At 64.5% G+C, this 24,101-nt stretch carries 20 protein-coding genes and 1 pseudogene; 11 read left to right on the forward strand and 10 right to left on the reverse strand.

Annotated features, from left to right (window positions below):
• Window positions 1-14: 14 nt before the first annotated feature.
• The 3 genes from RYH74_RS04975 to RYH74_RS04985 all read right to left on the reverse strand — a co-directional run bounded on the left by RYH74_RS04975 (window position 15) and on the right by RYH74_RS04985 (window position 4,772).
• On the reverse strand, window positions 15-827 hold the full coding sequence (locus RYH74_RS04975) for a putative RNA methyltransferase (protein WP_025337963.1): 813 nt from the start codon (window positions 825-827) through the stop codon (window positions 15-17).
• The gene (gene dapE / locus RYH74_RS04980) at window positions 827-1,978 is read right to left on the reverse strand and encodes a succinyl-diaminopimelate desuccinylase (RefSeq protein WP_196175200.1); all 1,152 of its coding nucleotides are present in this window, start codon (window positions 1,976-1,978) and stop codon (window positions 827-829) included. Before dapE ends, RYH74_RS04975 begins: the two co-directional genes overlap by 1 nt.
• A 202-nt stretch (window positions 1,979-2,180) precedes the next feature.
• Complete coding sequence (locus tag RYH74_RS04985; RefSeq protein WP_075043974.1) at window positions 2,181-4,772, reverse strand: glycosyltransferase; 2,592 nt, start codon at window positions 4,770-4,772, stop codon at window positions 2,181-2,183.
• 119 nt (window positions 4,773-4,891) lie between these two features.
• Between RYH74_RS04985 and tcdA the strand changes: the two genes are divergently transcribed.
• On the forward strand, window positions 4,892-5,701 hold the full coding sequence (gene tcdA, locus RYH74_RS04990) for a tRNA cyclic N6-threonylcarbamoyladenosine(37) synthase TcdA (RefSeq protein WP_162276773.1): 810 nt from the start codon (window positions 4,892-4,894) through the stop codon (window positions 5,699-5,701).
• A gap of 111 nt (window positions 5,702-5,812) precedes the next feature.
• On the opposite strand, the gene RYH74_RS04995 is transcribed toward tcdA, so the two are convergent.
• From RYH74_RS04995 to RYH74_RS05010, 4 genes are all read right to left on the reverse strand, one after another.
• The gene (locus tag RYH74_RS04995; protein WP_274119684.1) at window positions 5,813-6,223 is read right to left on the reverse strand and encodes a SufE family protein; all 411 of its coding nucleotides are present in this window, start codon (window positions 6,221-6,223) and stop codon (window positions 5,813-5,815) included.
• The gene (locus RYH74_RS05000) at window positions 6,220-7,425 is read right to left on the reverse strand and encodes a cysteine desulfurase (RefSeq protein WP_286101165.1); all 1,206 of its coding nucleotides are present in this window, start codon (window positions 7,423-7,425) and stop codon (window positions 6,220-6,222) included. Before RYH74_RS05000 ends, RYH74_RS04995 begins: the two co-directional genes overlap by 4 nt.
• 120 nt (window positions 7,426-7,545) lie before the next feature.
• Window positions 7,546-8,580: a 2,3,4,5-tetrahydropyridine-2,6-dicarboxylate N-succinyltransferase gene (dapD, locus tag RYH74_RS05005; protein WP_025337969.1), complete on the reverse strand. Its 1,035-nt coding sequence runs from the start codon at window positions 8,578-8,580 to the stop codon at window positions 7,546-7,548.
• A gap of 31 nt (window positions 8,581-8,611) precedes the next feature.
• Window positions 8,612-8,959 carry an ArsC family reductase gene (locus tag RYH74_RS05010; protein WP_075043977.1) on the reverse strand — a complete coding sequence of 116 codons (348 nt, stop codon included), beginning with the start codon at window positions 8,957-8,959 and terminating at the stop codon, window positions 8,612-8,614.
• A gap of 592 nt (window positions 8,960-9,551) precedes the next feature.
• Between RYH74_RS05010 and RYH74_RS05015 the strand changes: the two genes are divergently transcribed.
• Complete coding sequence (locus RYH74_RS05015; RefSeq protein WP_084785061.1) at window positions 9,552-11,198, forward strand: Na+/H+ antiporter; 1,647 nt, start codon at window positions 9,552-9,554, stop codon at window positions 11,196-11,198.
• A gap of 151 nt (window positions 11,199-11,349) precedes the next feature.
• Here RYH74_RS05015 and dapC read toward each other — a convergent pair whose 3' ends face one another.
• From dapC to map, 3 genes are read right to left on the reverse strand one after another with little or no spacing between them, the layout of a single operon-like run.
• Window positions 11,350-12,546 (reverse strand): succinyldiaminopimelate transaminase, encoded by a 1,197-nt coding sequence (gene dapC, locus RYH74_RS05020; protein ID WP_075043979.1) that lies wholly within the window; start codon window positions 12,544-12,546, stop codon window positions 11,350-11,352.
• Between the two features lie 30 nt (window positions 12,547-12,576).
• Window positions 12,577-15,279 carry a [protein-PII] uridylyltransferase gene (locus RYH74_RS05025; RefSeq protein WP_075043980.1) on the reverse strand — a complete coding sequence of 901 codons (2,703 nt, stop codon included), beginning with the start codon at window positions 15,277-15,279 and terminating at the stop codon, window positions 12,577-12,579.
• A 42-nt stretch (window positions 15,280-15,321) separates the two neighbouring features.
• Window positions 15,322-16,104 (reverse strand): type I methionyl aminopeptidase, encoded by a 783-nt coding sequence (map, locus tag RYH74_RS05030; RefSeq protein ID WP_025337973.1) that lies wholly within the window; start codon window positions 16,102-16,104, stop codon window positions 15,322-15,324.
• 346 nt (window positions 16,105-16,450) lie between these two features.
• Here map and rpsB point away from each other — a divergent pair, with 346 nt between their 5' ends.
• From rpsB to RYH74_RS26425, 9 genes and pseudogenes are all read left to right on the forward strand, one after another.
• Window positions 16,451-17,188, forward strand: a complete 738-nt coding sequence (rpsB, locus tag RYH74_RS05035) for a 30S ribosomal protein S2 (RefSeq protein ID WP_003252287.1) — start codon at window positions 16,451-16,453, stop codon at window positions 17,186-17,188.
• Between the two features lie 186 nt (window positions 17,189-17,374).
• Window positions 17,375-18,238: a translation elongation factor Ts gene (gene tsf, locus RYH74_RS05040; RefSeq protein WP_075043981.1), complete on the forward strand. Its 864-nt coding sequence runs from the start codon at window positions 17,375-17,377 to the stop codon at window positions 18,236-18,238.
• Between the two features lie 180 nt (window positions 18,239-18,418).
• Window positions 18,419-19,162 carry a UMP kinase gene (gene pyrH / locus RYH74_RS05045; protein WP_003252294.1) on the forward strand — a complete coding sequence of 248 codons (744 nt, stop codon included), beginning with the start codon at window positions 18,419-18,421 and terminating at the stop codon, window positions 19,160-19,162.
• Complete coding sequence (gene frr / locus RYH74_RS05050) at window positions 19,159-19,716, forward strand: ribosome recycling factor (RefSeq protein ID WP_025337974.1); 558 nt, start codon at window positions 19,159-19,161, stop codon at window positions 19,714-19,716. Before pyrH ends, frr begins: the two co-directional genes overlap by 4 nt.
• A gap of 15 nt (window positions 19,717-19,731) precedes the next feature.
• A complete protein-coding gene (gene uppS / locus RYH74_RS05055; RefSeq protein ID WP_015269194.1) occupies window positions 19,732-20,487 on the forward strand; it encodes a polyprenyl diphosphate synthase in 756 nt (251 codons plus the stop codon).
• Entirely contained in the window at window positions 20,487-21,302 is an 816-nt protein-coding gene (locus RYH74_RS05060) for a phosphatidate cytidylyltransferase (protein WP_317409039.1), read from the forward strand. Before uppS ends, RYH74_RS05060 begins: the two co-directional genes overlap by 1 nt.
• Entirely contained in the window at window positions 21,299-22,489 is a 1,191-nt protein-coding gene (gene ispC, locus RYH74_RS05065) for a 1-deoxy-D-xylulose-5-phosphate reductoisomerase (RefSeq protein ID WP_085587678.1), read from the forward strand. Before RYH74_RS05060 ends, ispC begins: the two co-directional genes overlap by 4 nt.
• 71 nt (window positions 22,490-22,560) lie before the next feature.
• On the forward strand, window positions 22,561-23,913 hold the full coding sequence (rseP, locus tag RYH74_RS05070; RefSeq protein ID WP_085587702.1) for an RIP metalloprotease RseP: 1,353 nt from the start codon (window positions 22,561-22,563) through the stop codon (window positions 23,911-23,913).
• Between the two features lie 74 nt (window positions 23,914-23,987).
• Window positions 23,988-24,101 (forward strand): annotated as a pseudogene (locus tag RYH74_RS26425) (outer membrane assembly protein); the annotation flags it as partial.

Below are 24,101 nucleotides of genomic sequence, written 5' to 3' on the forward strand. Positions count from 1 at the left end.
GGCTCCGGGTGTGCTCAGTCTTGGCGCACGAAATAGTCATAACGCATGGAAACCGTGACCTCGAACGGCTCGGGCTGGTCGATCACCCGGGCACGCTTTTCGGCACTCGCGCGCCAGCCGTGCGGGGTCATGGCCAGCAGGTCGGCGCGGGCCTTGGGCGCGGCCAGGCTCAGGCGGAACTCCAGGGTTTCGCTGTGGGCATGGGCCATGCCTTCGGGGACCAGGGCCAGGTGTTTGTCGTCGGCGTACGGGCGTACTTCATCGTAGAGCACTTCGCGCAGCTCCATCAGGTGGCCGCTGGTGGGGCCGACCCGCATCAGGCCGCCGCCGGGGCTGAGCAGGCGCTTGGCCTCGGCCCAGTCCAGCGGGCTGAACACGCTGGCGATGAACTGGCAGCTGGCGTCGGCCAGCGGCACGCGGGCCATGCTGGCGACCATCCAGGTAACCTCGGGCGCGCGGCGGCAGGCACGCTTGACCGCCTCACGGGAGATGTCCAGGGCGTAGCCGTCGGCAGCCGGCAGGGCCTGGGCGATCTGCGCGGTGTAGTAACCCTCGCCACAGCCGATGTCCAGCCAGGCACCGGGCTGGCGCTCGGCGGCCAGCTCGGCCAGGCGGCGCGCCACCGGCGCGTAGTGGCCGGCGTCGAGGAAATCGCGGCGGGCTTCGACCATGGCCTGGTTGTCACCCGGGTCGCGGCTGTTCTTGTGCTGCACCGGCAGCAGGTTCAGGTAACCCTGGCGGGCGCGGTCGAAGCGGTGGCCGGCCGGGCACACCACACCGTTGTCGAGCCGGCTCAGCGGTGCCTGGCAAAGAGGGCAGGCGAGCATCAGGCGAGCAACCGGACCAGGGTCTGGTAATAGATTTCGGTCAGCAAATCGAGGTCGCTGGCCAGGATCCGCTCGTCCACCTGGTGAATGGTGGCGTTGACCGGGCCGAGCTCGACCACCTGGGTGCCCATGGTGGCGATGAAGCGGCCATCGGAAGTACCACCGCTGGTGGACGGCTGGGTGTCGCGGCCGGTGACGCCCTTGATGCTGGCCGAGACGGCGCTCAGCAGTTCGCCCGGTTCGGTGAGGAACGGCAGGCCCGACAGCGCCCAGTCGATCGACCAGTCCAGTTCATGCTTGTCGAGGATCGCCGACACCCGCGCCTGCAGGCCTTCGACGGTGGACTCGGTGGAGAAGCGGAAGTTGAACAGTGCGGTCAGCTCGCCCGGGACCACGTTGGTGGCGCCGGTGCCGGAGTTGAGATTGGAGATCTGGAAGCTGGTCGGCGGGAAGAACGCATTGCCTTCGTCCCAGTGCTCGGCCGCCAGTTCCGCCAGGGCCGGAGCGGCCAGGTGGATCGGATTGCGCGCCAGGTGCGGGTAGGCCACATGGCCCTGCTTGCCGCGCACGGTCAGCTTGGCGCCCAGCGAGCCACGGCGGCCGTTCTTGACCACGTCACCCAGCAGGGTGGTGCTGGAGGGTTCGCCGACGATGCACCAGTCCAGGCGCTCGTTGCGTGCTTTCAGGCGCTCGACCACGGCCTTGGTGCCATGGTGGGCCGGGCCTTCCTCGTCGCTGGTGATCAGGAACGCGACCTTGCCGCGGTGGTCCGGGTAGTCCTGCACGAAGCGCTCGCTGGCAATCACCATGGAGGCCAGGCTGCCTTTCATGTCGGCGGCGCCACGGCCGCAGAGCATGCCGTCGGCGTCGATCAGCGCTTCGAACGGCTCATGCTGCCATTGCTGCACCGGGCCGGTGGGGACCACGTCGGTGTGGCCGGCAAAGCACAGCACCGGGCCATCCTGGCTGCCGTGGGTGGCCCAGAAATTGTCGACGTCCTCGAAGCGCATCGGCTCGAGCTGGAAGCCCACGGCGCCCAGGCGGTTCATCATCTGCGCCTGGCAGTCGGCGTCGACGGGGGTGACCGAGGGGCGGCGGATCAGGTCGCAGGCCAGTTGAAGGGTAGGCGAGAGCTCGGCAGGGGCCGTCATGGGGGACTCCGGGGCAAGGCAAGGCGGGGAAATCTGAGGGGCGTTATCTTATATCAAACCGATGGGCCATTGGGGCCGCTTTGCGGCCCTATCGCGACACAAGGCCGCTCCCACAGGATCACCACAGCCCATCAGGCGTGTGCAATACCTGTGGGAGCGGCCTTGTGTCGCGATAGGGGCGCAAAGCGCCCCCCCGGCAATCTCAGGCCTGCTGCGCCTCGACGGCCTTTTCCCCAGGCTTGGGCAACGAAGACAGGAACGCCATCACCAGCGCCGCCACATAAGGCAACGACTGCACCAGCAACATTGCCACCCAGAAGCGCATGTCCGAGCTCGGCAGCCCCTGTACCAGGTAGATGCCCAGCGCTGCGCCCCACAGCAGCAACATGATGAACAGCTCTTCCCGCGCCTCGGAAATCGCCACCAGCAGGCCGTGGCTGTCGGCGTTCTTCGGTGTGCGGAAGAACGGCATGCTGCTGGTGAAGAACCCGTACAGCACCGCCTTGGCAATGGTATGCGACAGCGCCAGCCCGGCCAGCGCCGCAGCAAAGGCATCCTTCAGGTTCACCCCTACCGCGCGACGGTAGAGGAAAATGATCTTGCCGACCTTGAAGAAGAACAGTGCCAGCGGCGGAATGGCAAAGATCATCAGCGGCGGGTCGACCCGGTGCGGCACGATGATCATCGCCGCCGACCACAGCAGCGCGCCGATGGTGAAGAAGATGTTCATGCCATCGGCGATCCACGGCAGCCAGCCGGCCAGGAAGTGGTAGCGCTGGCCGCGGGTCAGCTCGCTGCCCTTGCCGCGCAGCAGGGCGCTGGCGTGGTGCTTGATGATCTGGATGGCGCCATAGGCCCAGCGGAAGCGTTGCTTCTTGAAGTCGATGAAGGTGTCGGGCATCAGGCCCTTGCCGTAGCTGTTGTGGGCATAGGCGGCCGACAGGCCCTTCTCGAATACCCGCAAGCCCAGTTCGGCGTCCTCGCAGATGCACCACTCGGCCCAGCCCAGCTCTTCCAGCACGCTGCGCCGGGTCATGGTCATGGTGCCGTGCTGGATGATCGCGTCACGGTCGTTGCGGGTGACCATGCCGATGTGGAAGAAGCCCTTGTACTCGCTATAGCACAGCTTCTTGAAGGCGCTTTCGTGCTGGTCGCGGTAGTCCTGCGGCGACTGCACCACGGCAATCTTCGGGTCGGCGAAGTGCGGCACCATGTGCTTGAGCCAGTTGCGGTCGACGCAGTAATCCGAGTCGATCACCGCGATCACTTCGGCGTCCTTGGCGGTGTGCGGGATCAGGTAGTTCAGCGCGCCGCCCTTGAAACCGGCCAGGGGCGCGACGTGGAAGAACCTGAAGCGCTCGCCGAGTTTCTCGCAATGGGCCTTGAGCGGCTCCCACACGGCCGGGTCCTTGGTGTTGTTGTCGATCACCAGCACTTCGTAGTCGGGGTAGTCCAGCGCGGCCAGGGCATCGAGGGTCTGTTTGACCATCTCCGGCGGCTCGTTGTAGCACGGCACATGCACCGATACCTTGGGCCGGTAGGCGCTGTCGGCCTGCACCGGCAGGAATTCGCGCCGGCGCTTGTGTATCCATACCGCCTCGGCCAGTTCGTGGGCCTCGGTCAGCAGCACGATGAACACGCCCAGCGCGCCGAGGGCCAGCAGCACGCCCACGGTCAGGCTGAACCAGGTGCTGTATTGCTGGCTGTAGTCGTAGGCGATCCATACCAGCACCGACCCGCACAGGAAGGTGATGAAGGTCAGGAAGGTGCGGCCGCGCTGGCGCAGGGCCGAACCGTCGATGAACAGCACCATCAGGGCAATCATCGCCAGCACCACCGAGGCCACCGCCAGGGCACGCCATTGCGGGATCGCCACCACCGGGCCGTCAAAGTTGAATTTTTGCTGGCGCTCGGCGTTGTACACGCCCCAGTAGGCGCCGACCGAGCCTTCGTCACTGGCCTTCCACGGCTGGTCGTAGGCCTCGATGACGAAGTAATTGTAACCACGGCGGTTGAGGGTGTTGACCAGGGTACGCAGGTAGATGGCCTGGTCGGCCTGGGTGGCATCGGCGCCGCCGCGCATGCGGCCGTTGCTCGGCCAGCCGACTTCCGACAGCAGCAGGGGTTTGCGCGGGAACTGGTGCTTCAGTTCGCGGGCGCGGTCGAGCACGAACTCGACCGAATCCTTCATCGGCACGAACTCCCAGTACGGCAAGATGTGCGCGGCAATCAGGTCGACGTGCTTGGCCAGCTGCGGGTTTTCCTTCCAGATGTGCCACTGCTCACTGGTGGTCACCGGCACCTTTACTGCTGCGCGTACTCGGTCCAGGTACTTGATCAGGTTTTCCGGGGTGACTTCTTCGCGGAACAGTGCCTCGTTGCCGACCACAACCCGCACCACGCTGCGCGAGGTGTTGGCCAGCTGGATGGCCGTGGCGATTTCGCGTTCGTTGCGCTCCAGGTCCGGGCTGATCCAGATGCCCAGCGTCACCCGCAGGCCGAATTCCTCGGCCAGGCGCGGGATATCCGCCTGGGTGCCCTCCACGGTGTAGATCCGGATGCTGTCGGTCAGTTTGCTCAACTGCTCCAGGTCCTGGCGCATCTCGTCGTCACTGGGGTACTGGCCCTTCTGCGGGCTTTCGCCCAGACGGAACGGTGAATACGAGAATCCAGAGATCTGTTCTGGCCAGGCGGGGGCGGAGACCGGGCGGTTGATCAGCGCCCAGAACCCGGTGAACAACGCGGCGATGGCCAGGACCACGACCAGGTTCAGGCCGAATTTACGTGAAGACATTGTCGTCCATATGTGTCGAAGTGATAGGACATTAAAGCAGGGTTGATAGTCTCTTTCCTAACGATGCAGGCCATGGGCCCGCTGGCATATAATGCGCGCCGGTTTTTTGGGGTATGAACATGAGCACAGAAGATCCACGCTTCGCCGGCGTTGCCCGGCTGTATGGCGACCAGGGGTTGCACCGTCTGGGCCAGGCCCATGTGGCCGTGGTCGGTATTGGCGGGGTAGGCTCGTGGGCGGCGGAAGCGCTGGCCCGCAGTGGCGTGGGCGAGATCACCCTGTTCGACCTCGACGACGTGTGCGTCAGCAACACCAACCGCCAGGCCCATGCCCTGGATGGGCAGGTGGGGCGGCCCAAGGTCGAGGTCATGGCCGAGCGCCTGCGGGCGATCAACCCGGCGTGCACGGTGCATGCAGTGGCCGACTTCGTCACCCGCGACACCATGGTCGAGTACATTACCGAGAACCTCGACTGTGTGATCGACTGCATCGACAGCGTCATGGCCAAGGCGGCGCTGATTGCCTGGTGCCGGCGGCGCAAGATCGCCATCGTCACCACGGGTGGTGCCGGTGGGCAGATCGACCCGACACAGATCCAGATCGCCGACCTGAACAAGACCTTCAACGACCCGCTGGCCTCGCGGGTGCGTTCCACCCTGCGCCGCGACTACAACTTCTCGCGCAATGTCAGCCGCAACTATGGCGTGCCATGCGTGTTCTCCAGCGAACAGCTGCGCTACCCCAAGGGCGATGGCAGCGTTTGCCTGCAGAAAAGCTTCGTGGGTGAGGGCGTGCGGTTGGACTGCTCGGGTGGCTTTGGCGCGGTGATGATGGTGACCGCGACCTTTGGCATGGTGGCGGCGAGCAAGGCGGTGGAAAAACTGGTAGCGGGGGCGCGGCGGCCTTCGGAGCGGGTCAAGCCTGAATAGACCGCGTGGGCTTCTTCGCGGGCTTGCCCGCTCCCACAGGTACTGCATCTCTCTCCAGAAAGGTGAAGGTCCTGTGGGAGCGGGCGCGCCCGCGAAGAGGCCAGCACCGATTCAACGGTTGGACGCCAGCTCCGCCATCCGCTGCAACACCGCATGCAGCCCATTGCTGCGCGACGGCGAAAGCTGGCGCTCCAGGCCCAGCTGAGTGAACCACTCACGCAGATCGAGCCCGGCGAGTTCTTCACTGGCCAATCCCTGCACCCGCACCAGCAACAACGCCAGCAGCCCACGCAACAGGCGTGCATCGCTGCTGGCCTTGAACCGCCACAAGCCCTCGACCTGCTCGGCCACCAGCCATACCAGGCTTTCGCAGCCATGCACCCGGTTGGCCTCGGTCTTTTCAATGTCCGCCAGCGGTTCCAGTCGGTCGCCCCACTGCATCAGCAGCCGCGCACGCTGTTCCCAGCCCTTGCCCTGCTCGAAAGCTTCCAGCGCCTGGCGCGCCTGATCCGGCAGGGTCATCGCAACAGCTCCAGGCCTTGATCCAGCGCCGCGAAGAAACGCTGCAAGTCATCGCTGTCGTTATACAGCCCCAATGACACGCGGATTGCGCCCTCCAGGCCCAGGCCCTGCAGCAGCGGCATGGCACAGTGGTGCCCGGCTCGCACGGCAATGCCTTGCTCGGTCAGCAGGTGGGCGATGTCGGCGTTATGCACGCCGTCGATGACGAAACTGGCAAGGGCCGCCTGTGGCGTGCCCAGGATGCGCACGCCATCGCGGTCCGCCAGGCCACGCAGCAGGTACTGGTGCAGGCTGGTTTCATGGGCTTCGAGCGCCTGGGCATCGAGGCTGGCCAGGTAGTCCAGGGTTGCACCCAGGCCGATCACCCCGGCGATCGGCGGCGTGCCTGCCTCGAATCCCAGCGGCGCCGGGCGGAAGCTGGCGCTGTGGTATTCGGCCAGTTGCACCATCTCGCCACCGAACTGCCAGTGGTGCAGCAGTTCCAGCGCCTGGCTGCGGCCGTACAGCACACCGACGCCTTCCGGGCCGTACAGCTTGTGGCTGGAGAACACATAGAAGTCGCAGCCAAGCTGCTGCACATCATGGCGGCCATGCACCACGCCCTGGGCACCGTCGACCACGGTCAGCGCGCCTTGGGAGCGGGCATGGGCCAGCAGCGCCGGCAGCGGCTGCCAGGTACCCAGCACGTTGGATAGCTGGCTCACCGCCAGCACCCGGGTGCGCGGGCCGATCAGTTGCAGCGCCTGGTCCAGGTCGATGCGGCCATGGGCATCCAGCGGCAGCACCACCAGGCGCAGGTTGCGCCGGCGCGCCAGCTGTTGCCAGGGCAGCAGGTTGGCATGGTGCTCCAGGGCACTGACGGCAATTTCGTCACCGGCCTCGAAGCGGTGTTCCAGGCCATAGGCCAGCAGGTTCAGCGCCGAAGTGGCACCGTGGGTGAAGATGATCTGCCGCGAGTCTGCCGCATTGAGCCAGGCGGCAACCTTGTCGCGGCTGGTTTCGAAGGCCTGGGTCGCCAGTGCGCCGGGCAAGTGCTGGGCTCGGTGCACGTTGGCCGCGCCATGGCCGTAGTAATGGCTCAGGGCATCGAGCAGGGCTTGCGGCTTCTGGGTGGTGGCGGCGTTGTCCAGGTAGGTCTGGTGCTGCCGTTGCAGGGCGGCGATGGCGGGAAAATCGGCACGCCAGGGGGAGGGCTGAAACATGGTCGCGGGGCCTGGAATGAAAATCGGGTCTGGCGTGGTGCCAGACCCGATCTTAACATTTCAAACGCTGAGAATCCGCTGTTCGCGAGCAAGCTAGCTCCGGCAGCGGTTGAAGGGTTCTCAGTTGTGCGCGTGCAGCGCCTCGTTCAGCTCGATGGCCGACTTGTGGGTCTTGCACTCCACCGCGCCGTTCAGCGAGTTGCGGCGGAACAGCAGGTCGGTCTGGCCGGCCAGGTCGCGGGCCTTGACCACTTTGACCAGCTGGTTGTTCTCGTCCAGCAGGTTCACCTTGGTACCGGCGGTGATGTACAGGCCGGCTTCGACGGTGTTGCGGTCGCCCAGCGGAATGCCGATACCGGCGTTGGCGCCGATCAGGCAGCCTTCGCCAACCTTGATGACGATGTTGCCGCCACCGGACAGGGTGCCCATGGTCGAGCAGCCGCCGCCCAGGTCCGAGCCCTTGCCGACGAATACGCCAGCGGAAACGCGGCCTTCGATCATGCCCGGGCCTTCGGTGCCAGCGTTAAAGTTGACGAAGCCTTCGTGCATGATGGTGGTGCCTTCGCCGATGTAGGCGCCCAGGCGCACGCGGGCGGTGTCGGCGATACGCACGCCGGCCGGGACCACGTAGTCGGTCATTTTCGGGAACTTGTCCACCGAGAACACTTCCAGCAGCTCGCCCTTCAGGCGCGCTTCCAGTTGCAGTTCGGCGAGTTCGGCCAGGTCGACCGCGCCCTGGTTGGTCCAGGCCACGTTCGGCAGCAGCGGGAAGATGCCGGCCAGGCTCACGCCGTGCGGCTTGACCAGGCGGTGCGACAGCAGGTGCAGCTTGAGGTAGGCCTCTGGGGTCGAGGTCAGCGCGGCGTCTTCGGCCAGCAGGGTGGCGACCAGCGGCTTGTGGCTTTCGGCCAGGCGGGTCAGCAGGGCGGCCTGGGCGGCATCCACGCCTTTCACGGCTTCGGCCAGTTGCGCGGCCTGGGCGTTGCTGAAGGCGATGGCCTGGTTGCCACCTTGGTAACCGAGAACAGGGGCTACTGCAGCGACCAGTTCGGCGCTCGGGTTGAGCAGCGGTTGTGCGTAGAACACTTCCAGCCAGGCGCCCTGGCGGTTCTGGGAGCCGACACCGAAGGCCAGGCTGAACAGGGTATTGGACATGTGATTACCTCGTGCGAAATAGGGTAGGGGCTCAGGCCAGGGCAGCGGCGTACAGGTCGGGCTTGAAGCCGACCAGGGTACGCGCGCCAAGGTCGAGCACCGGGCGCTTGATCATCGACGGCTGGGCCAGCATCAGCTCGACGGCCTTGGCCTGGTCGAGGTCGGCCTTGCTGGCGTCGTCCAGCTTGCGGAAGGTGGTGCCGGCACGGTTGAGGATGACTTCCCAGCCGTGTTCGTCGCACCAGCGGTTCAGGCTGTCACGGTCGATGCCTTGGGTTTTGTAGTCATGGAATTCGTAGGCGATGGCCTGGTCTTCGAGCCAGGTACGTGCCTTTTTCATGGTGTCACAGGCTTTGATGCCGTAGAGCGTGTAGGTCATTTGTGTACATTGGGGATCACAGGCTGCCCCAATCTCTCCGTTTTCCGATTTCAGTCGCGGGATTATGCGGGAACGATCCTGTGAGCGCCACGGGTGTGCATGTCTTGGGTCTGGCAGTGTGTCGGAGACCGAGCGCCGCCCGCGCGGCGCATCGCCGGCAAGCCAGCTCCCACATCTGTTTCGGGCCAGTTATTTCTGCACCTCAGCCGCGCGAACCCTTAGTGCATGACTGAATTTTGGTGAGAAGCAGAAGCGATACCTTCAATATCGAAGGGAACAAACAAGGCGGGCAGCGGTAATTTCACAGAAGAGACTGGCCCGAAACAGATGTGGGAGCCGGCTTGCCGGCGATGCGCCGCGCGGGCGGCGCTCGATCTCAGCAGCCCCATAGCACTCAAGGCGTGTGCCTCCAAGCCGATGCGGCCCCGAGCCTGCGCCGTCATCAAGCCAAAGTATCATCATGTTACATATTCAACCGCCACCTGCGACTATCGTGCAGCGGCCCCGATTCCCCCATCGCCGCTAACATATTGTTTCAATGGCGATGTTTCGCCCTGTTGTCGTTTCTGGTTCACAAAGGAAGCTTTCCCGGATGCAGTCCGCCTACACCGTCCTCATCCTGCTGACGCTGGTCAGCGTGTCGAAGCTGGTCGGCCGCATGATTCCGCTGCCCTTGCCGCTGGTACAGATCGCCGCCGGCGCCTTGCTTGCGTGGCCGACACTGGGCCTGCATGTGGCACTGGACCCCGAGCTGTTCCTGTTCCTGTTCCTGCCGCCGTTGCTGTTCGCCGACGGCTGGCGCATTCCCAAGCGCGAGTTGTGGCGCATTCGTGGGCCGGTGGTGGCGCTGGCCGTGGGTCTGGTGCTGTTTACCGTGGTCGGGGCCGGTTACTTCATTCACTGGCTGCTGCCGAGCATCCCGCTGCCCGTGGCCTTCGCCCTGGCCGCAGTGTTGTCGCCGACCGACGCCGTGGCGGTTTCGGCCATTACCCAGGACCGCCTGCCCACCCCGCTGATGCACATGCTCCAGGGCGAGGCCCTGATGAACGATGCCTCGGGCCTGGTGACCTTCAAGTTCGCCCTGGCGGCGGCGATCACCGGGGTGTTCTCGCTGACCGACGCAAGCTTCAGCTTCGTACTGGTCGCCCTGGGCGGCTTGGCGGTGGGCGTGGCCCTGAGCTGGCTGATCGGCCGCCTGCGTGCCTGGATGATCGCCCGCGGCTGGGACGACCCGGCCACCCACGTGGTGTTCATGTTGCTGCTGCCGTTCGCTGCCTACGTGCTGGCCGAGCGCCTGGGCGTGTCGGGCATCCTTTCGGCGGTAGCGGCTGGCATGATGCAGAGCTGGCTCGACCTGCTGCCACGGCAGACCAGCACGCGCCTGCTCAACCGCAGCGTGTGGTCACTGCTGGAGTTCGCTTTCAACGGCCTGATCTTCCTGCTGCTGGGCCTGCAGTTACCGGACATCATCAAGGCCGTGGTCAGCCATGAACCCACCGTCTGGCCGACCCTGGCCTGGCGCTGCCTGGACGTGGTGGCGATCTTTGTGGCGCTGATCTTGCTGCGGTTCATCTGGGTCCAGAGCATCTGGCGCTCGATCGGTGTGGTACGCCGCTGGCGCGGCAAGCCGGCGCTGGTGCTGATGCCCACGGCGCGCTCCTGCTGGTTGCTGACCCTGGGTGGTGTGCGCGGTGCGGTCACCCTGGCCGGCGTGATGTCGATCCCGTTGCTGATGGGAGCAGGCAAGGCCTTCCCGGAGCGTGACCTGCTGATCTTCATTGCGGCCGGGGTGATCCTGCTGTCGTTGATCAGTGCCTGTATCGCGTTGCCGCTGTTGCTGCGCGGGGTGACCAAGAGCCCGGACGAGCGCTTGCACCAGGAGGTGCAGGAGGCCTGGCGACGCACGGCCGAGGCGGCGATCCATGCGCTGGAGGCAGAGGAAGTGATCGACAGCAATGCGCCGCAGGATGCCGCGCAGGCGACCCTGGCGACCGAGTTGAAGGCGCGCTTGATGGCGGAATACCGCGATGAGCTGGACAGCTACAACGACAGCGCCGAAGCCAAGGCGCTGGCCGAGCAGATGGACCTGCTGGAGCGGCGTTTGCGCTTGCGGGCGCTGCGGGCGCAGCGGCTGGAGCTGTATGAGCTGCATCGCCAGCATCTGGTGGGGGATGAAGTGGTGCGGCAGGTGCTGGGTGAGCTGGATATGAGTGAAGCGAACCTGGGGGCAGTCAAGTAGATTGCAGGGGGCCGCTATGCGGCCCTGTGGGAGCGGGTTTACCCGCGAATCAGGCGACGCGGTGCATGGCACCGGCTGTGCCGGTGTTCGCGGGTAAACCCGCTCCTACAGGTACTGCACAACACTCGAGAGTTGTACGGCCCCTGTCGAATCAGTGGTTCTGCAGGAACTCGCGAATCCGCTCCGCCGCCTCGATGCACTCGGCCAGCGGTGCAACCAGTGCCATGCGCACGCGCCCGGCGCCCGGGTTCACGCCATCCACTTCGCGCGACAGGTACGACCCCGGCACCACCGTCACATGCTGGGCCTCGAACAGGTCGCGGGTAAACTCGGCATCGCCGCCGGGTACCTTGGCCCACAGGTAGAAGCTGCCATCCGGGCGCTGCACGTCCAGCACCGGCTGCAGGATATCCAGCACGGCATCGTACTTGGCGCGGTACTGGTCGCGGTTCTCGCGCACATGCGCCTCGTCCTGCCAGGCAGCGATGCTGGCCAGCTGGGTTTGTACCGGCATGGCGCAGCCGTGATAGGTACGGTACAGCAGGAACGGCTTGATGATCTCGGCGTCACCGGCGACGAAGCCCGAGCGCAGGCCCGGCAGGTTGGAGCGCTTGGACAGGCTGTGGAATACCACGCAGCGCTTGAAGTCGCTGCGGCCCAGTTCCGCACAGGCAGTCAACAGGCCTGGTGGCGGGGCATCCTCGTCGAAGTACAGCTCGCTGTAGCACTCGTCGGCGGCAATCACGAAGTCGTGCTCGTCGGCCAGGGCAATCAGCTTCTTCAGGGTGTCCATCGGCACCAGTGCGCCGGTGGGGTTGCCCGGCGAGCACAGGAACAGGATCTGGCAACGCTTCCACACTTCAGCCGGCACGGCGTCGAAGTCGGGGTTGAAACCGTTGCTTTCCAGGCACGGCAGGTAGTGCGGGGTGGCACCGGCCAGCAGCGCTGCGCCTTCGTAGATCTGGTAGAACGGGTTGGGGCTGACCACCAGGCCGTCATCGGCGCGGTTGACCACGGCCTGGGTGAAGGCGAACAGCGCTTCACGGGTACCGTTGACCGGCAGGATGTGGCGGTCGGCATCCAGCCAGCCGGCCGGTACGCCGAAGCGCCGCTCGCACCACTGGCCGATGGCCTGGCGCAGGGCGGGCAGGCCGATGGTGCTCGGGTACACCGCCAGCTTGTCGAGGTTGTCGGCCATGGCCTGGGCGACGAACGCCGGCGATTCGTGCTTCGGCTCACCGATCGACAGGGCGATGGCGCGCTTGTCCGCCGCAGGTGCAACGCTGCCCAGCAGGGCGCGGAGTTTCTCGAACGGGTAGGGCTGAAGCTGGGTCAAGGCATGGTTCATCGGCGCAAGGTCTCGTCAATCGTCTAGTCGTTAAAAGGTCACGCGGGTGGGGCTGGCATCGCTGGCCTGGCCGGCCTGCAGCTGCTGGACGATGGCCTCCTGCAGTCGGCTGCACAGCTGTGGGTCGGACAACGGCTGGTTGTCGGCATCGGTGATGAAGAACACGTCTTCCACCCGCTCGCCAAGGGTGGCGATCTTGGCGTTCTGCAGCGACAGGTCGAACTCCAGGAAGATCCGCCCCAGCCGGGCCAGCAGGCCTGGGCGGTCGGGCGCGGTGATTTCGAGGATGGTCACCGGCCGCTGGGCATCGTTGAGGATGGTCACCTGTGGCGGGAAGTCGAAGTGCTTGAGCTGGCGCGGTACCCGGCGCTGGATGATGGTCGGGTAGTCCTCGGGGTTGCGCAGCGCTTCGGTCAGGCCGTCGCGAATCTGCTTGACCCGCTGCGGGTTGTCGCCGATCGAGCCGCCGTCGTTGTCCAGCACGATGTAGGTGTCGAGGGTGAACTGGCTGCTCGAGGTGATGATTCGCGCGTCATGAATGTTCAGGTTCAGCTGCGACATGGCCGCCACCGTCACGGCGAAGAAGTCGTGCTGGTCGGGGGCATAGATGAAGATCTGCGTGCCACCCTCGAACTCGCGCTGGGTGGTTTCCTTGATCAGCACCAGCGGCCCGCCATCGGCCGGCTGCTGGAGGATCGCGTCACTGTGCCAGGCCACGTCGGCAGCGGTGTGCTTGAGGAAGTAGTCATCGCCCAGCTGCGACCACAGCTGCTCGACGTCGTCCGGGTCGGTGCCTTCGCGCACCAGGATATCCAGCGCCGCCGATTGGGTCTGGCGAATCTGCTCCTCGCGGTCCAGCGGGTTTTCCAGGCCACGGCGCAGGGCGCGCTTGGTCTCGGTGTACAGCTGGCGCAGCAGGCTGGCCCGCCACGAGTTCCACAGGCTGGGGTTGGTGGCGTTGATATCGGCCACGGTCAGCACGTACAGGTAGTCCAGGCGCGTCTCGTCGCCCACGTGCAGGGCAAAATCGTTGATCACCTGAGGGTCGGACAGGTCCTTGCGCTGGGCGGTGGTCGACATCACCAGGTGGTTCTGCACCAGCCAGACGATCAGCCGGCTGTCCCAGGCCGGCAACTGGTGGCGCTCGCAGAACTTCTGCGCATCCACGGCGCCCAGCTCGGAATGGTCGCCCTGGCGGCCCTTGCCGATGTCGTGGTACAGGCCGGCCAGGTAGATCAGCTCGGGCTTGGGCAGGCGGCCCATGAGCTTGCTGGCCAGCGGGAATTTCTCGGACACCGGCGTGTATTGCAGCTTGCGCAGGTGCTTGATGAGGTTGAGGGTGTGCGCATCGACCGTATAGATGTGGAACAGGTCGTGCTGCATCTGCCCGACGATCAGGCCGAACTCCGGCAGGTAGCGGCCGAGGATGCCGTAGCGGTTCATACGCCGCAGGTTGCGGTGGATGCCGATTTCGCACTTGAACAGCTCGATGAACAGGCTGGTGTTGCGGATATCGGTGCGGAAGGTATCGTCGATCAGGTGCCGATGCTCGCGCAGCAGCCGCACGGTATCGGCGCGTACGCCCTTGATCTCGGGGTGCTGGGCCATCAGCACGAAGATTTCCAGCATGGCGAACGGCGTGCGCTTGAACACGTTCGGCCTTGCCGCTTCTATGTAGCCGTCATGCAGGCGGAAGCGCGCGTTCAGCGGCTGGGTGGTGCCGCTGTCGTCATCGGCGAGGATGACCTCCTCGAAGTGCTGGATGATCAGGTCGCACAGCTGGCTGATGCTCATCACCACCCGGTAGTACTGCTGCATGAACTGCTCGATCGCCCGCTTGGGGTTGTCGTCGCTGTAGCCCAGCAGCGCGGCGATGCTGCGCTGGTGGTCGAACAGCAGGCGATCCTCGGCGCGCCCGGCCAGCATGTGCAAGGCGTAGCGCACCCTCCACAGGAAGTCCTGGGACGAGGCCAGCAGCTCGTTCTCGCTTTCCAGCAGGAAACCTTCGCCGGCCAGCGCGTGCAGGTTGAGGGTGCCGTACTGGCGGCGGGCCACCCACAGCACTGTCTGGATGTCGCGCAGGCCGCCGGGCGAACCTTTCACATTGGGTTCGAGGTTGTACTCGGTGTCGTTGTACTTGTGGTGGCGGGCCTTGAGTTCGGCCCGCTTGGCCAGGAAGAAGTCCTTGCTCGGCCACATGTGCGCAGTGCTGGTCACCTCCAGCATGCGCTGGCGCAGGGCCTCGGGGCCGGCAATGGTGCGGCTTTCCATCAGGTTGGTGATGACCGTCAGGTCGGCGCGGGCCTGCTCGGCGCACTCGTCGACGGTGCGCACGCTCTGGCCCACTTCCAGGCCGATGTCCCACAGCAGGGTGAGAAACCGCTCGATGGCATCGCGATACTGCTCGTGTTCGGCAGCATCCAGCAGGATCAGCAGGTCGATGTCCGAATGCGGGTGCAGCTCACCGCGCCCGTAGCCACCCACCGCGACCAGGGCGATGCCGCTCTGGTCGCCCCAGTCGAACTGGTTCCAGGCCTGTTGCAGGATGTTGTCGACGAGCCAGGCGCGGGCCTCGATCAGTGGGCGGATTTCGCTGCCACTGCGAAAACGCTTGTCGAGTACCTCGCCAGCCTGGCGGATGGCTTTCTTGAAGGCGGCGATGGGGCTCGCCTTGAGGGCCAGTTCCGCCTGGAACTGGCCGCGGTCGAACAGCTCGGGGTCCACCTGGGGCATCGCGTCACGTTCCTGTCGTGGGGGTGGCCTGTGGGAGTGCGGTCAGGCCGAGGTGCGCGGGATGGTGTCGTCCTTGCGCAGGGTGAAGATCTCGTAGCCGGTCGCGGTCACCACCAGGGTGTGCTCCCACTGGGCCGAGAGCTTGCGGTCCTTGGTGATGGCGGTCCAGCCGTCGCCCAGCACCTTGGTGTCGGCCTTGCCCTGGTTGATCATCGGCTCGATGGTGAAGGTCATGCCTTCCTTCAGCTCCATGCCGGTGCCCGCGCGGCCATAGTGCAGGATCTGCGGCTCTTCGTGGAACACCTTGCCGATGCCGTGGCCGCAGAACTCGCGCACCACCGAGAAGCCGTTCTTTTCAGCGTGCTTCTGGATCACTTCGCCGATGTCGCCCAGGCGGCAGCCCGGCTTGACCAGTTCGATGGCCTTGTACATGCACTCCTGGGTGACCTTGGACAGGCGCTCGGCCCATACCGGCACGGTGCCGACGTGGAACATGCGGCTGGTGTCGCCGTGGTAGCCGTCCTTGATCACGGTGACGTCGATGTTCAGCGTGTCACCGTCCTTGAGCGGCTTGTCGTTGGGGATGCCGTGGCAGACCACATGGTTGATCGAGGTGCAGATCGACTTCGGGTAGCCCTTGTAGTTGAGCGGTGCCGGGATGGCCTGCTGGACGTTGACGATGTAGTCGTGGCACAGGCGGTCCAGCTCTTCGGTGGTGACACCGGGCTTGACGTGTTCCTCGATCATTTCCAGCACGTCGGCGGCCAGGCGGCCAGCGATGCGCATCTTCTCGATGTCTTCTGCGGTCTTGATGGTGACGGTCATTACAGGCTCTCTACAGCGCCGCATGCGGCGCGAACAAACGGGAAAGGCCGGATTCTAGCAGAGCAGGGCGCCGATCGGTCGGGATAAAGGCGGCCATGCTGCTGTCTACAGCTGGCATTCTGGCGCGAAAGCCGGGGTGCTGCAAAAACCGCTGACGGACGCAACAGTATCCGGGTTCCGTTCGGCCGCGGTCTGTGGTATAAAATGCGCCGCTTTCGGGGACGACCCCGTCAGCACTTAACCCACACACGTGTCGACACGATGACCTGGGTGCCCCGAGTTGCAGAATTCGCGGGTTGGTCATTGGGATACGTGGAGGCCCAACCCGACTTATCAAGGAACTATCATGTCCCAAGTCAACATGCGCGATATGCTGAAGGCCGGTGTGCACTTCGGCCACCAGACCCGTTACTGGAACCCGAAAATGGGCAAGTACATTTTCGGCGCGCGTAACAAGATCCACATCGTCAACCTGGAAAAAACCCTGCCAATGTTCAACGACGCTCTGTCGTTCGTAGAGCGCCTGGCCCAGGGCAAGAACAAGATCCTGTTCGTCGGCACCAAGCGTTCCGCCGGCAAGATCGTCGCCGAGCAAGCTGCTCGTTGCGGTTCGCCGTACGTTGACCACCGTTGGTTGGGCGGCATGCTGACCAACTACAAGACCATCCGCGCTTCGATCAAGCGTCTGCGCGACCTGGAAACCCAGGCCGAAGACGGCACTTTCGCCAAGCTGACCAAGAAAGAAGCCCTGATGCGCTCCCGCGACCTGGAAAAACTGGATCGCAGCCTGGGCGGCATCAAGGACATGGGCGGTCTGCCAGACGCTCTGTTCGTTATCGACGTTGATCACGAGCGCATCGCGATCACCGAAGCCAACAAGCTGGGCATCCCGGTTATCGGCGTTGTCGATACCAACAGCAGCCCGGAAGGTGTTGACTACATCATCCCAGGTAACGATGACGCCATCCGCGCTATCGAGCTGTACATGACTTCGATGGCTGACGCAGTCATCCGCGGCCGTAACAACGTTGCCGGCGGCACCGAAGTTTACGCTGAAGAAGCGGCTGCACCTGCTGCCGAGTAATTAGACGCTAGCGTCGACTTGGCACGCAAAAAGGGGGCTCTGCCCCCTTTTTGCCACCTTGAAATCCTGCTGTCAGCATCGGCCCCGCATCATGGGCTCGCTGAGATAAACACAGCGGATTTGCAGAATTGAACGCCCGTGACGAACGGGTGGAATGGTTGAAAAACTTTCCAAGAGGATTTTGAAATGGCAGCAATTACTGCAGCGCTGGTCAAAGAACTGCGCGAGCGTACCGGCGAAGGCATGATGGATTGCAAGAAGGCCCTGGAAAAGGCCGGCGGCGACATCGAAAAAGCCATTGACGACATGCGTGCCTCGGGCGCCATCAAGGCCGCCAAAAAGGCTGGCAACGTCGCTGCTGAAGGCGCTATCGCCGTCAAGACCGACGGTAAATCCGCCGTCCTGCTGGAAGTGAACTCGCAGACCGACTTCCTGGCCCTGCAAGACGACTTCAAGAACTTCGTTGCCGAGAGCATCGAAGAAGCCTTCGCCCAGAAGCTGACCGACGCTGCTCCGCTGATCGCCTCGCGTGAAGCTGCTCGTGAAGCCCTGGTTGCCAAGTGCGGCGAGAACGTCAACATCCGTCGCCTGGTGCGCGTTGAAGGTGACGTTGTCGGCGCCTACCTGCACGGCAACAAGATCGGCGCTGCCGTTGTCCTGAAAGGCGGCGACGTCGATCTGGCCAAGAACATCGCCATGCACGTTGCAGCTTCGAACCCTGAGTTCCTGCTGCCGTCGGAAGTATCGGCCGAAGCCATCGAGCGCGAGAAGGGCGTCTTCCTGCAGCTGAACGCTGACAAGATCGCCGGCAAGCCGGAAAACATCGTCGAGAACATGATCAAAGGTCGTATCTCGAAGTTCCTGGCCGAAGCCTCGCTGGTCGAGCAAGCCTTCGTCATGAACCCGGAAGTCAAGGTTGGCGAGCTGGCCAAGAAAGCCGGTGCTGAAATCGTTTCCTTCACCTACTTCAAAGTAGGCGAAGGCATCGAGAAGCCAGTCGACGACTTCGCTGCTGAAGTTGCCGCTCAGGTAGCTGCTGCCAAGCAGTAAGACAGCCCCGTCTGTCGCCCCGAAGAGGCTGCCCGCTCACGCGCGCAGCCTCTTTGTCAAAACGGCGAAGGGTTTATAAAACCTGCCGCCGCTGGCACCAAAGCGGTGCCACGCTACAGTTAGCAGGCTGCAAACAGCCCGCACGAATTTTCTAAAAGTACGCCGCAGGAGAGACTCGCAATGGCTCAGCAGGTGAGTGGTCGCCAACCTCGCTATAAACGCATTTTGCTCAAACTTAGCGGCGAGGCCCTGATGGGCTCGGAAGACTTCGGGATCGACCCGAAAGTGCTGGATCGCATGGCCCTCGAAGTTGGCCAGCTGGTAGGGATCGGTGTCCAGGTCGGCCTGGTGATCGGTGGTGGCAACCTGTTCCGCGGCGCCGCGCTCAGCGCAGCCGGCATGGACCGCGTCACCGGTGACCACATGGGCATGCTGGCCACCGTGATGAACGGCCTGGCCATGCGCGACGCGCTGGAGCGCTCGAACATCCCGGCCCTGGTCATGTCGGCCATTTCCATGGTCGGTGTCACCGATCATTACGATCGTCGCAAAGCTATTCGCCACCTCAACTCCGGGGATGTGGTAATTTTCTCCGCCGGTACCGGCAACCCGTTCTTCACCACCGACTCCGCGGCCTGCCTGCGCGCCATCGAAATCGATGCCGACGTGGTGCTGAAGGCGACCAAGGTCGATGGTGTGTACACTGCCGATCCATTCAAGGACCCGCATGCCGAGAAGTTCGATCACCTGACCTACGACGAGGTCCTGGATCGCAAGCTGGGTGTGATGGACCTGACCGCAATCTGCCTGTGCCGTGACCACAAGATGCCATTGCGGGTATTCAACATGAACAAGCCTGGCGCCCTGCTGAACATCGTGGTGGGTGGCGCTGAAGGTACTCTGATCGAGGAAGGCCAAGCATGATCAACGACATCAAGAAAGACGCGCAGGAGCGCATGACCAAGTCCCTCGAGGCCCTGGCCCGCAACCTGGCGGCAATCCGCACCGGTCGCGCCCACCCGAGCATCCTGGACAGCGTCAAGGTCCCGGCCTGGGGTAGCGAGATGCCGCTGAACCAGGTGGCCGCGATCACCGTCGAAGATGCCCGCACCCTGAAGATCGTCGCCCACGACAAGAACCTCAGCGCCGCCATCGAGAAGGCCATTCTCACCTCCGACCTGGGCCTGAACCCGTCCAGCGCCGGCACCACCATCCGTGTGCCGATGCCGGCCCTGACCGAGGAAACCCGCAAGGGCTACACCAAGCAGGCCAGCGGCGTTGCCGAGGATGCCAAGGTAGCCGTGCGCAACGTGCGCCGTGACGCCCTGGCCGACCTGAAGAAGCTGACCAAGGACAAGGAAATCAGCGAAGACGAAGAGCGTCGTGCCGCTGACGAAATCCAGAAACTGACCGACAAGTACGTTGCCGAAGTCGATGCCGCCTTCAAAGCCAAGGAAAAGGACCTGATGGCCGTCTAAGGCCGGGGTTTTTTAATGGAAAAGACCAAGCCAGCGGCGCCGTCCTCGGTGCCGCGTCATGTCGCGATCATCATGGATGGCAACAACCGCTGGGCGAAAAAGCGCCTGTTGCCCGGCGTTGCCGGGCACAAGGCGGGTGTCGACGCCGTTCGCGCGGTCATCGAAGTCTGTGCCGAGTCCGGGGTCGAGGTGCTGACCCTGTTCGCCTTCTCCAGTGAGAACTGGCAGCGTCCCGCCGAAGAGGTCGGTGCGCTGATGGAGCTGTTCTTCTCGGCCCTGCGCCGCGAGGCCAAGCGCCTCAACGAGAACAACATCAGCCTGCGTATCATCGGTGACCGTTCGCGTTTCCATCCCGAGCTGCAAGCCGCCATGCGCGAGGCCGAGGCGCTCACCGCCGGCAACAACCGCTTCATCCTGCAGATCGCGGCCAACTACGGTGGCCAGTGGGACATCGCCCAGGCCGCCCAGCGGCTGGCGCGGGAAGTGCAAGCCGGGCACCTGCGCCCGGAAGACATCACCCCGGGCCTGCTGCAGACCTGCCTGGCAACCGGCGAGCTGCCGCTGCCGGACCTGTGCATCCGCACTGGTGGCGAGCACCGCATCAGCAACTTCCTGTTGTGGCAGCTGGCCTACGCCGAGCTGTATTTCTCCGACCTGTACTGGCCGGACTTCAAACACGAGGCCATGCGCAACGCCCTGGCCGATTTCGCTTCGCGCCAGCGCCGCTTCGGTAAGACCAGCGAGCAGGTCGAGGCTGGAGCTCGTGCTTAATGCTTAAACAACGCATCATTACCGCGCTGATCCTGCTGCCGATCGCGCTGGGTGGCTTCTTCCTGCTCAATGGTGGGGATTTCGCCCTGTTCATCGGCTTCGTGGTGACCCTCGGCGCCTGGGAGTGGGCGCGCCTGGCCGGGCTCATGGCCCAGCCACTGCGCATCGCCTATGCCGTGGTCGTCGCCGGAGCGCTGATGTTGCTGTACATCCTTCCGGAGCTGGCGCCTTGGGTGCTGGGCGCTGCGGTGATCTGGTGGGGGTTGGCCACCTGGCTGGTGCTTACCTACCCGCGCAGCAGCGAGCTGTGGGCCAGTGCCGCCTGCCGGTTGCTGATCGGCCTGCTGGTATTGCTGCCGGCCTGGCAGGGGTTGGTGCTGCTCAAGCACTGGCCGCTGGGTAACTGGCTGATCCTGTCGGTCATGGTGTTGGTGTGGGCTGCCGATATTGGCGCGTACTTCTCCGGCCGTGCCTTCGGCAAGCGCAAGCTGGCGCCTCAGGTCAGCCCTGGCAAGAGCTGGGAAGGCGTGTATGGCGGCCTGGCGGTCAGCCTGGTGATCACCCTGGTGGTCGGTATCAGCCGCGACTGGGGCTTCGGCCAGATCCTGCTGGGCCTGCTGAGTGCCGCGCTGGTGGTCATGTCTTCGGTGGTCGGTGACCTGACCGAAAGCATGTTCAAGCGCCGTTCCGACATCAAGGACAGCAGCAACCTGTTGCCTGGCCATGGCGGGGTGCTCGACCGAATCGACAGCCTGACTGCGGCGATCCCGATTTTCGCCGTGCTGCTGTGGGCTGCCGAATGGGGTGTTATGTGAGCCGCCCGCAGCGTATTACCGTGCTCGGGGCCACCGGCTCCATCGGGCTGAGCACGCTGGATGTCATCGCGCGCCATCCCGACCGCTACCAGGTGTTCGCCCTGAGTGGCTATTCGCGTATCGACGAATTGCAGGCCCTGTGCGTGCGCCATCGCCCGGCATTCGCCGTGGTGCCGAGCGCCGAGGCGGCCGCGCGACTGCGCGAAAGCCTGGTAGCGGCGGGCTGCGCCACCGAGGTGCTGGAAGGCGAGGCCGGGCTGTGCCAGGTGGCTTCTGCGTCGGAAGTGGACGCAGTGATGGCGGCCATCGTCGGCGCCGCCGGCCTGCGCCCCACCCTGGCGGCGGTCGAGGCGGGCAAGAAGGTGTTGCTGGCCAACAAGGAGGCGCTGGTGATGTCCGGCGCGCTGTTCATGGAGGCGGTGCGGCGCAGTGGCGCCGTGCTGCTGCCGATCGACAGCGAGCACAATGCGATCTTCCAGTGCATGCCCGGCGACTACGCGCGCGGCCTGAGTGCCGTCGGCGTACGCCGGATCCTGCTCACCGCCTCCGGTGGCCCGTTCCGCGAGACCCCCGTCGAGGCGCTGCTGGATGTCACCCCGGAACAGGCCTGCGCGCACCCCAACTGGTCCATGGGGCGCAAGATTTCCGTGGATTCGGCCAGCATGATGAACAAGGGCCTGGAGCTGATCGAGGCCTGCTGGTTGTTCGATGCCGCACCGGCCAAGGTCGAGGTGGTGGTGCACCCGCAGAGCGTAATCCACTCCCTGGTGGATTATGTCGACGGTTCGGTGCTGGCGCAGCTGGGTAACCCGGACATGCGCACACCCATCGCCAACGCCCTGGCCTGGCCCGAGCGGATCGATTCCGGGGTGGCGCCGCTGGACCTGTTCGCCATCGCCCGTCTGGATTTCCAGGCGCCCGACGAACAGCGCTTCCCTTGCCTGCGCCTGGCGCGGCAGGCTGCCGAGGCCGGCAACAGCGCACCGGCCGTGCTCAATGCGGCCAACGAGGTTGCGGTCGAGGCATTTCTCCAGCGGCGTATCCGCTTCCCGGAGATCGCGGGTATGATCGAACAGGTGCTCGATCAGGAGCCCGTCGTACCGCTGCCGTCGCTGGACGCGGTGTTCGCCGCCGACCAGCGTGCCCGGGAGCTTTCCCGTGAGTGGCTGAGGCGTCACGGTCGCTGATGCAGGCCCGCCACGGTTCACGAGGGGGCTGGGCATGATGCCAGCCCGCTGAACATCATTCGGAGATGGATATGACAGCGCTCTACATGATTATCGGCACCCTCGTAGCCTTGGGTGTACTGGTCACTTTCCATGAATTCGGCCACTTCTGGGTGGCACGCCGCTGCGGTGTCAAGGTGCTGCGCTTCTCGGTGGGCTTCGGCACGCCGCTGCTGCGCTGGCATGACCGCCATGGCACCGAGTTCGTGGTCGCTGCGATCCCGCTGGGTGGTTACGTCAAGATGCTCGACGAGCGCGAGGGTGACGTGCCGCCGGCGCTGATCGAGCAGTCGTTCAACCGCAAGTCCGTGCGCCAGCGCATCGCGATCGTCGCGGCGGGCCCGGTTGCCAACTTCCTGCTGGCCATTCTGTTCTTCTGGGTGCTGGCGATGCTGGGTACCCAGCAGATCCGCCCGGTGATCGGTGCGGTCGATGCCGGCAGCCTGGCAGCATCGGCAGGCCTGACCGCAGGTCAGGAAATCGTCTCCATCGACGGCAAGCCGACCAATGGTTGGTCTGCGGTCAACCTGCAACTGGTTCGCCGCCTGGGCGAGAGCGGCACCCTGCAGGTTGGCGTGCGTGAAGAGGGCGCCAGCGCCGAGCGCCAGCTGCAGGTGAAGCTGGACAGCTGGCTCAAGGGCGCCGACGAGCCGGACCCGATCCAGTCCCTTGGGCTGCACCCTTGGCGCCCGGCGATCGTGCCGGTGTTGGCCGAGATCGATCCGAAGGGGCCGGCTGCCGCTGCGGGCCTGAAAACCGGTGACAAGCTGCTGGCCCTCGATGGCGTGGCAGTGAGCGAATGGCAGCAGGTGGTCGATGCCGTGCGGGCCCGCCCGCAAGCCAAGGTTGTGGTGCGTGTCGAGCGCGATGGTGCTGCGCTGGACGTCCCGGTCACCCTGGCGCGCAAAGGCGAGGGCAAGGCGGCCGGCGGCTATCTTGGCGCCGGAGTAAAAGGTGGCGAATGGCCTGCCAACATGCTCCGCGAAGTCAGCTACGGCCCGCTGGATGCGGTGGGTGAGGGCTTGTCACGCACCTGGAACATGAGCGTCCTGACCCTTGAATCGCTGAAGAAAATGCTGTTCGGGGAGCTCTCGGTAAAAAACTTGAGCGGACCGATAACCATTGCTAAAGTGGCGGGCGCTTCAGCCCAGTCCGGCGTGGGGGATTTCCTGAATTTCCTGGCCTACCTGAGCATAAGCCTGGGGGTTCTTAACCTGCTGCCCATCCCGGTTCTGGATGGGGGGCATTTGCTGTTTTACCTGGTCGAGTGGGCGCGCGGTCGTCCACTGTCGGATCGGGTGCAAGGTTGGGGGGTCCAGATCGGTATCAGTTTGGTCATAGGGGTGATGTTGCTCGCCCTGATCAACGATCTGGGTCGACTATAAAGCTTCGCTCAATTGCGAAACCTGCCGTCTTGTCGCGGCGGGCTGTTTATTGCCAGTTGGAATAAAAGGACTTCATGAAACGTCTGCTGCTAACTGCGGTCATGTCCGCACTGATGATCGCTGAAGTTCACGCCGAGTCCTTCACCATCTCCGATATCCGCGTCAACGGCCTGCAGCGGGTTTCCGCC

It is taken from the genome of Pseudomonas sp. LSJ-87 (assembly GCF_032971465.1).
Classification (GTDB): Bacteria; Pseudomonadota; Gammaproteobacteria; order Pseudomonadales; family Pseudomonadaceae; genus Aquipseudomonas; species Aquipseudomonas putida_Z.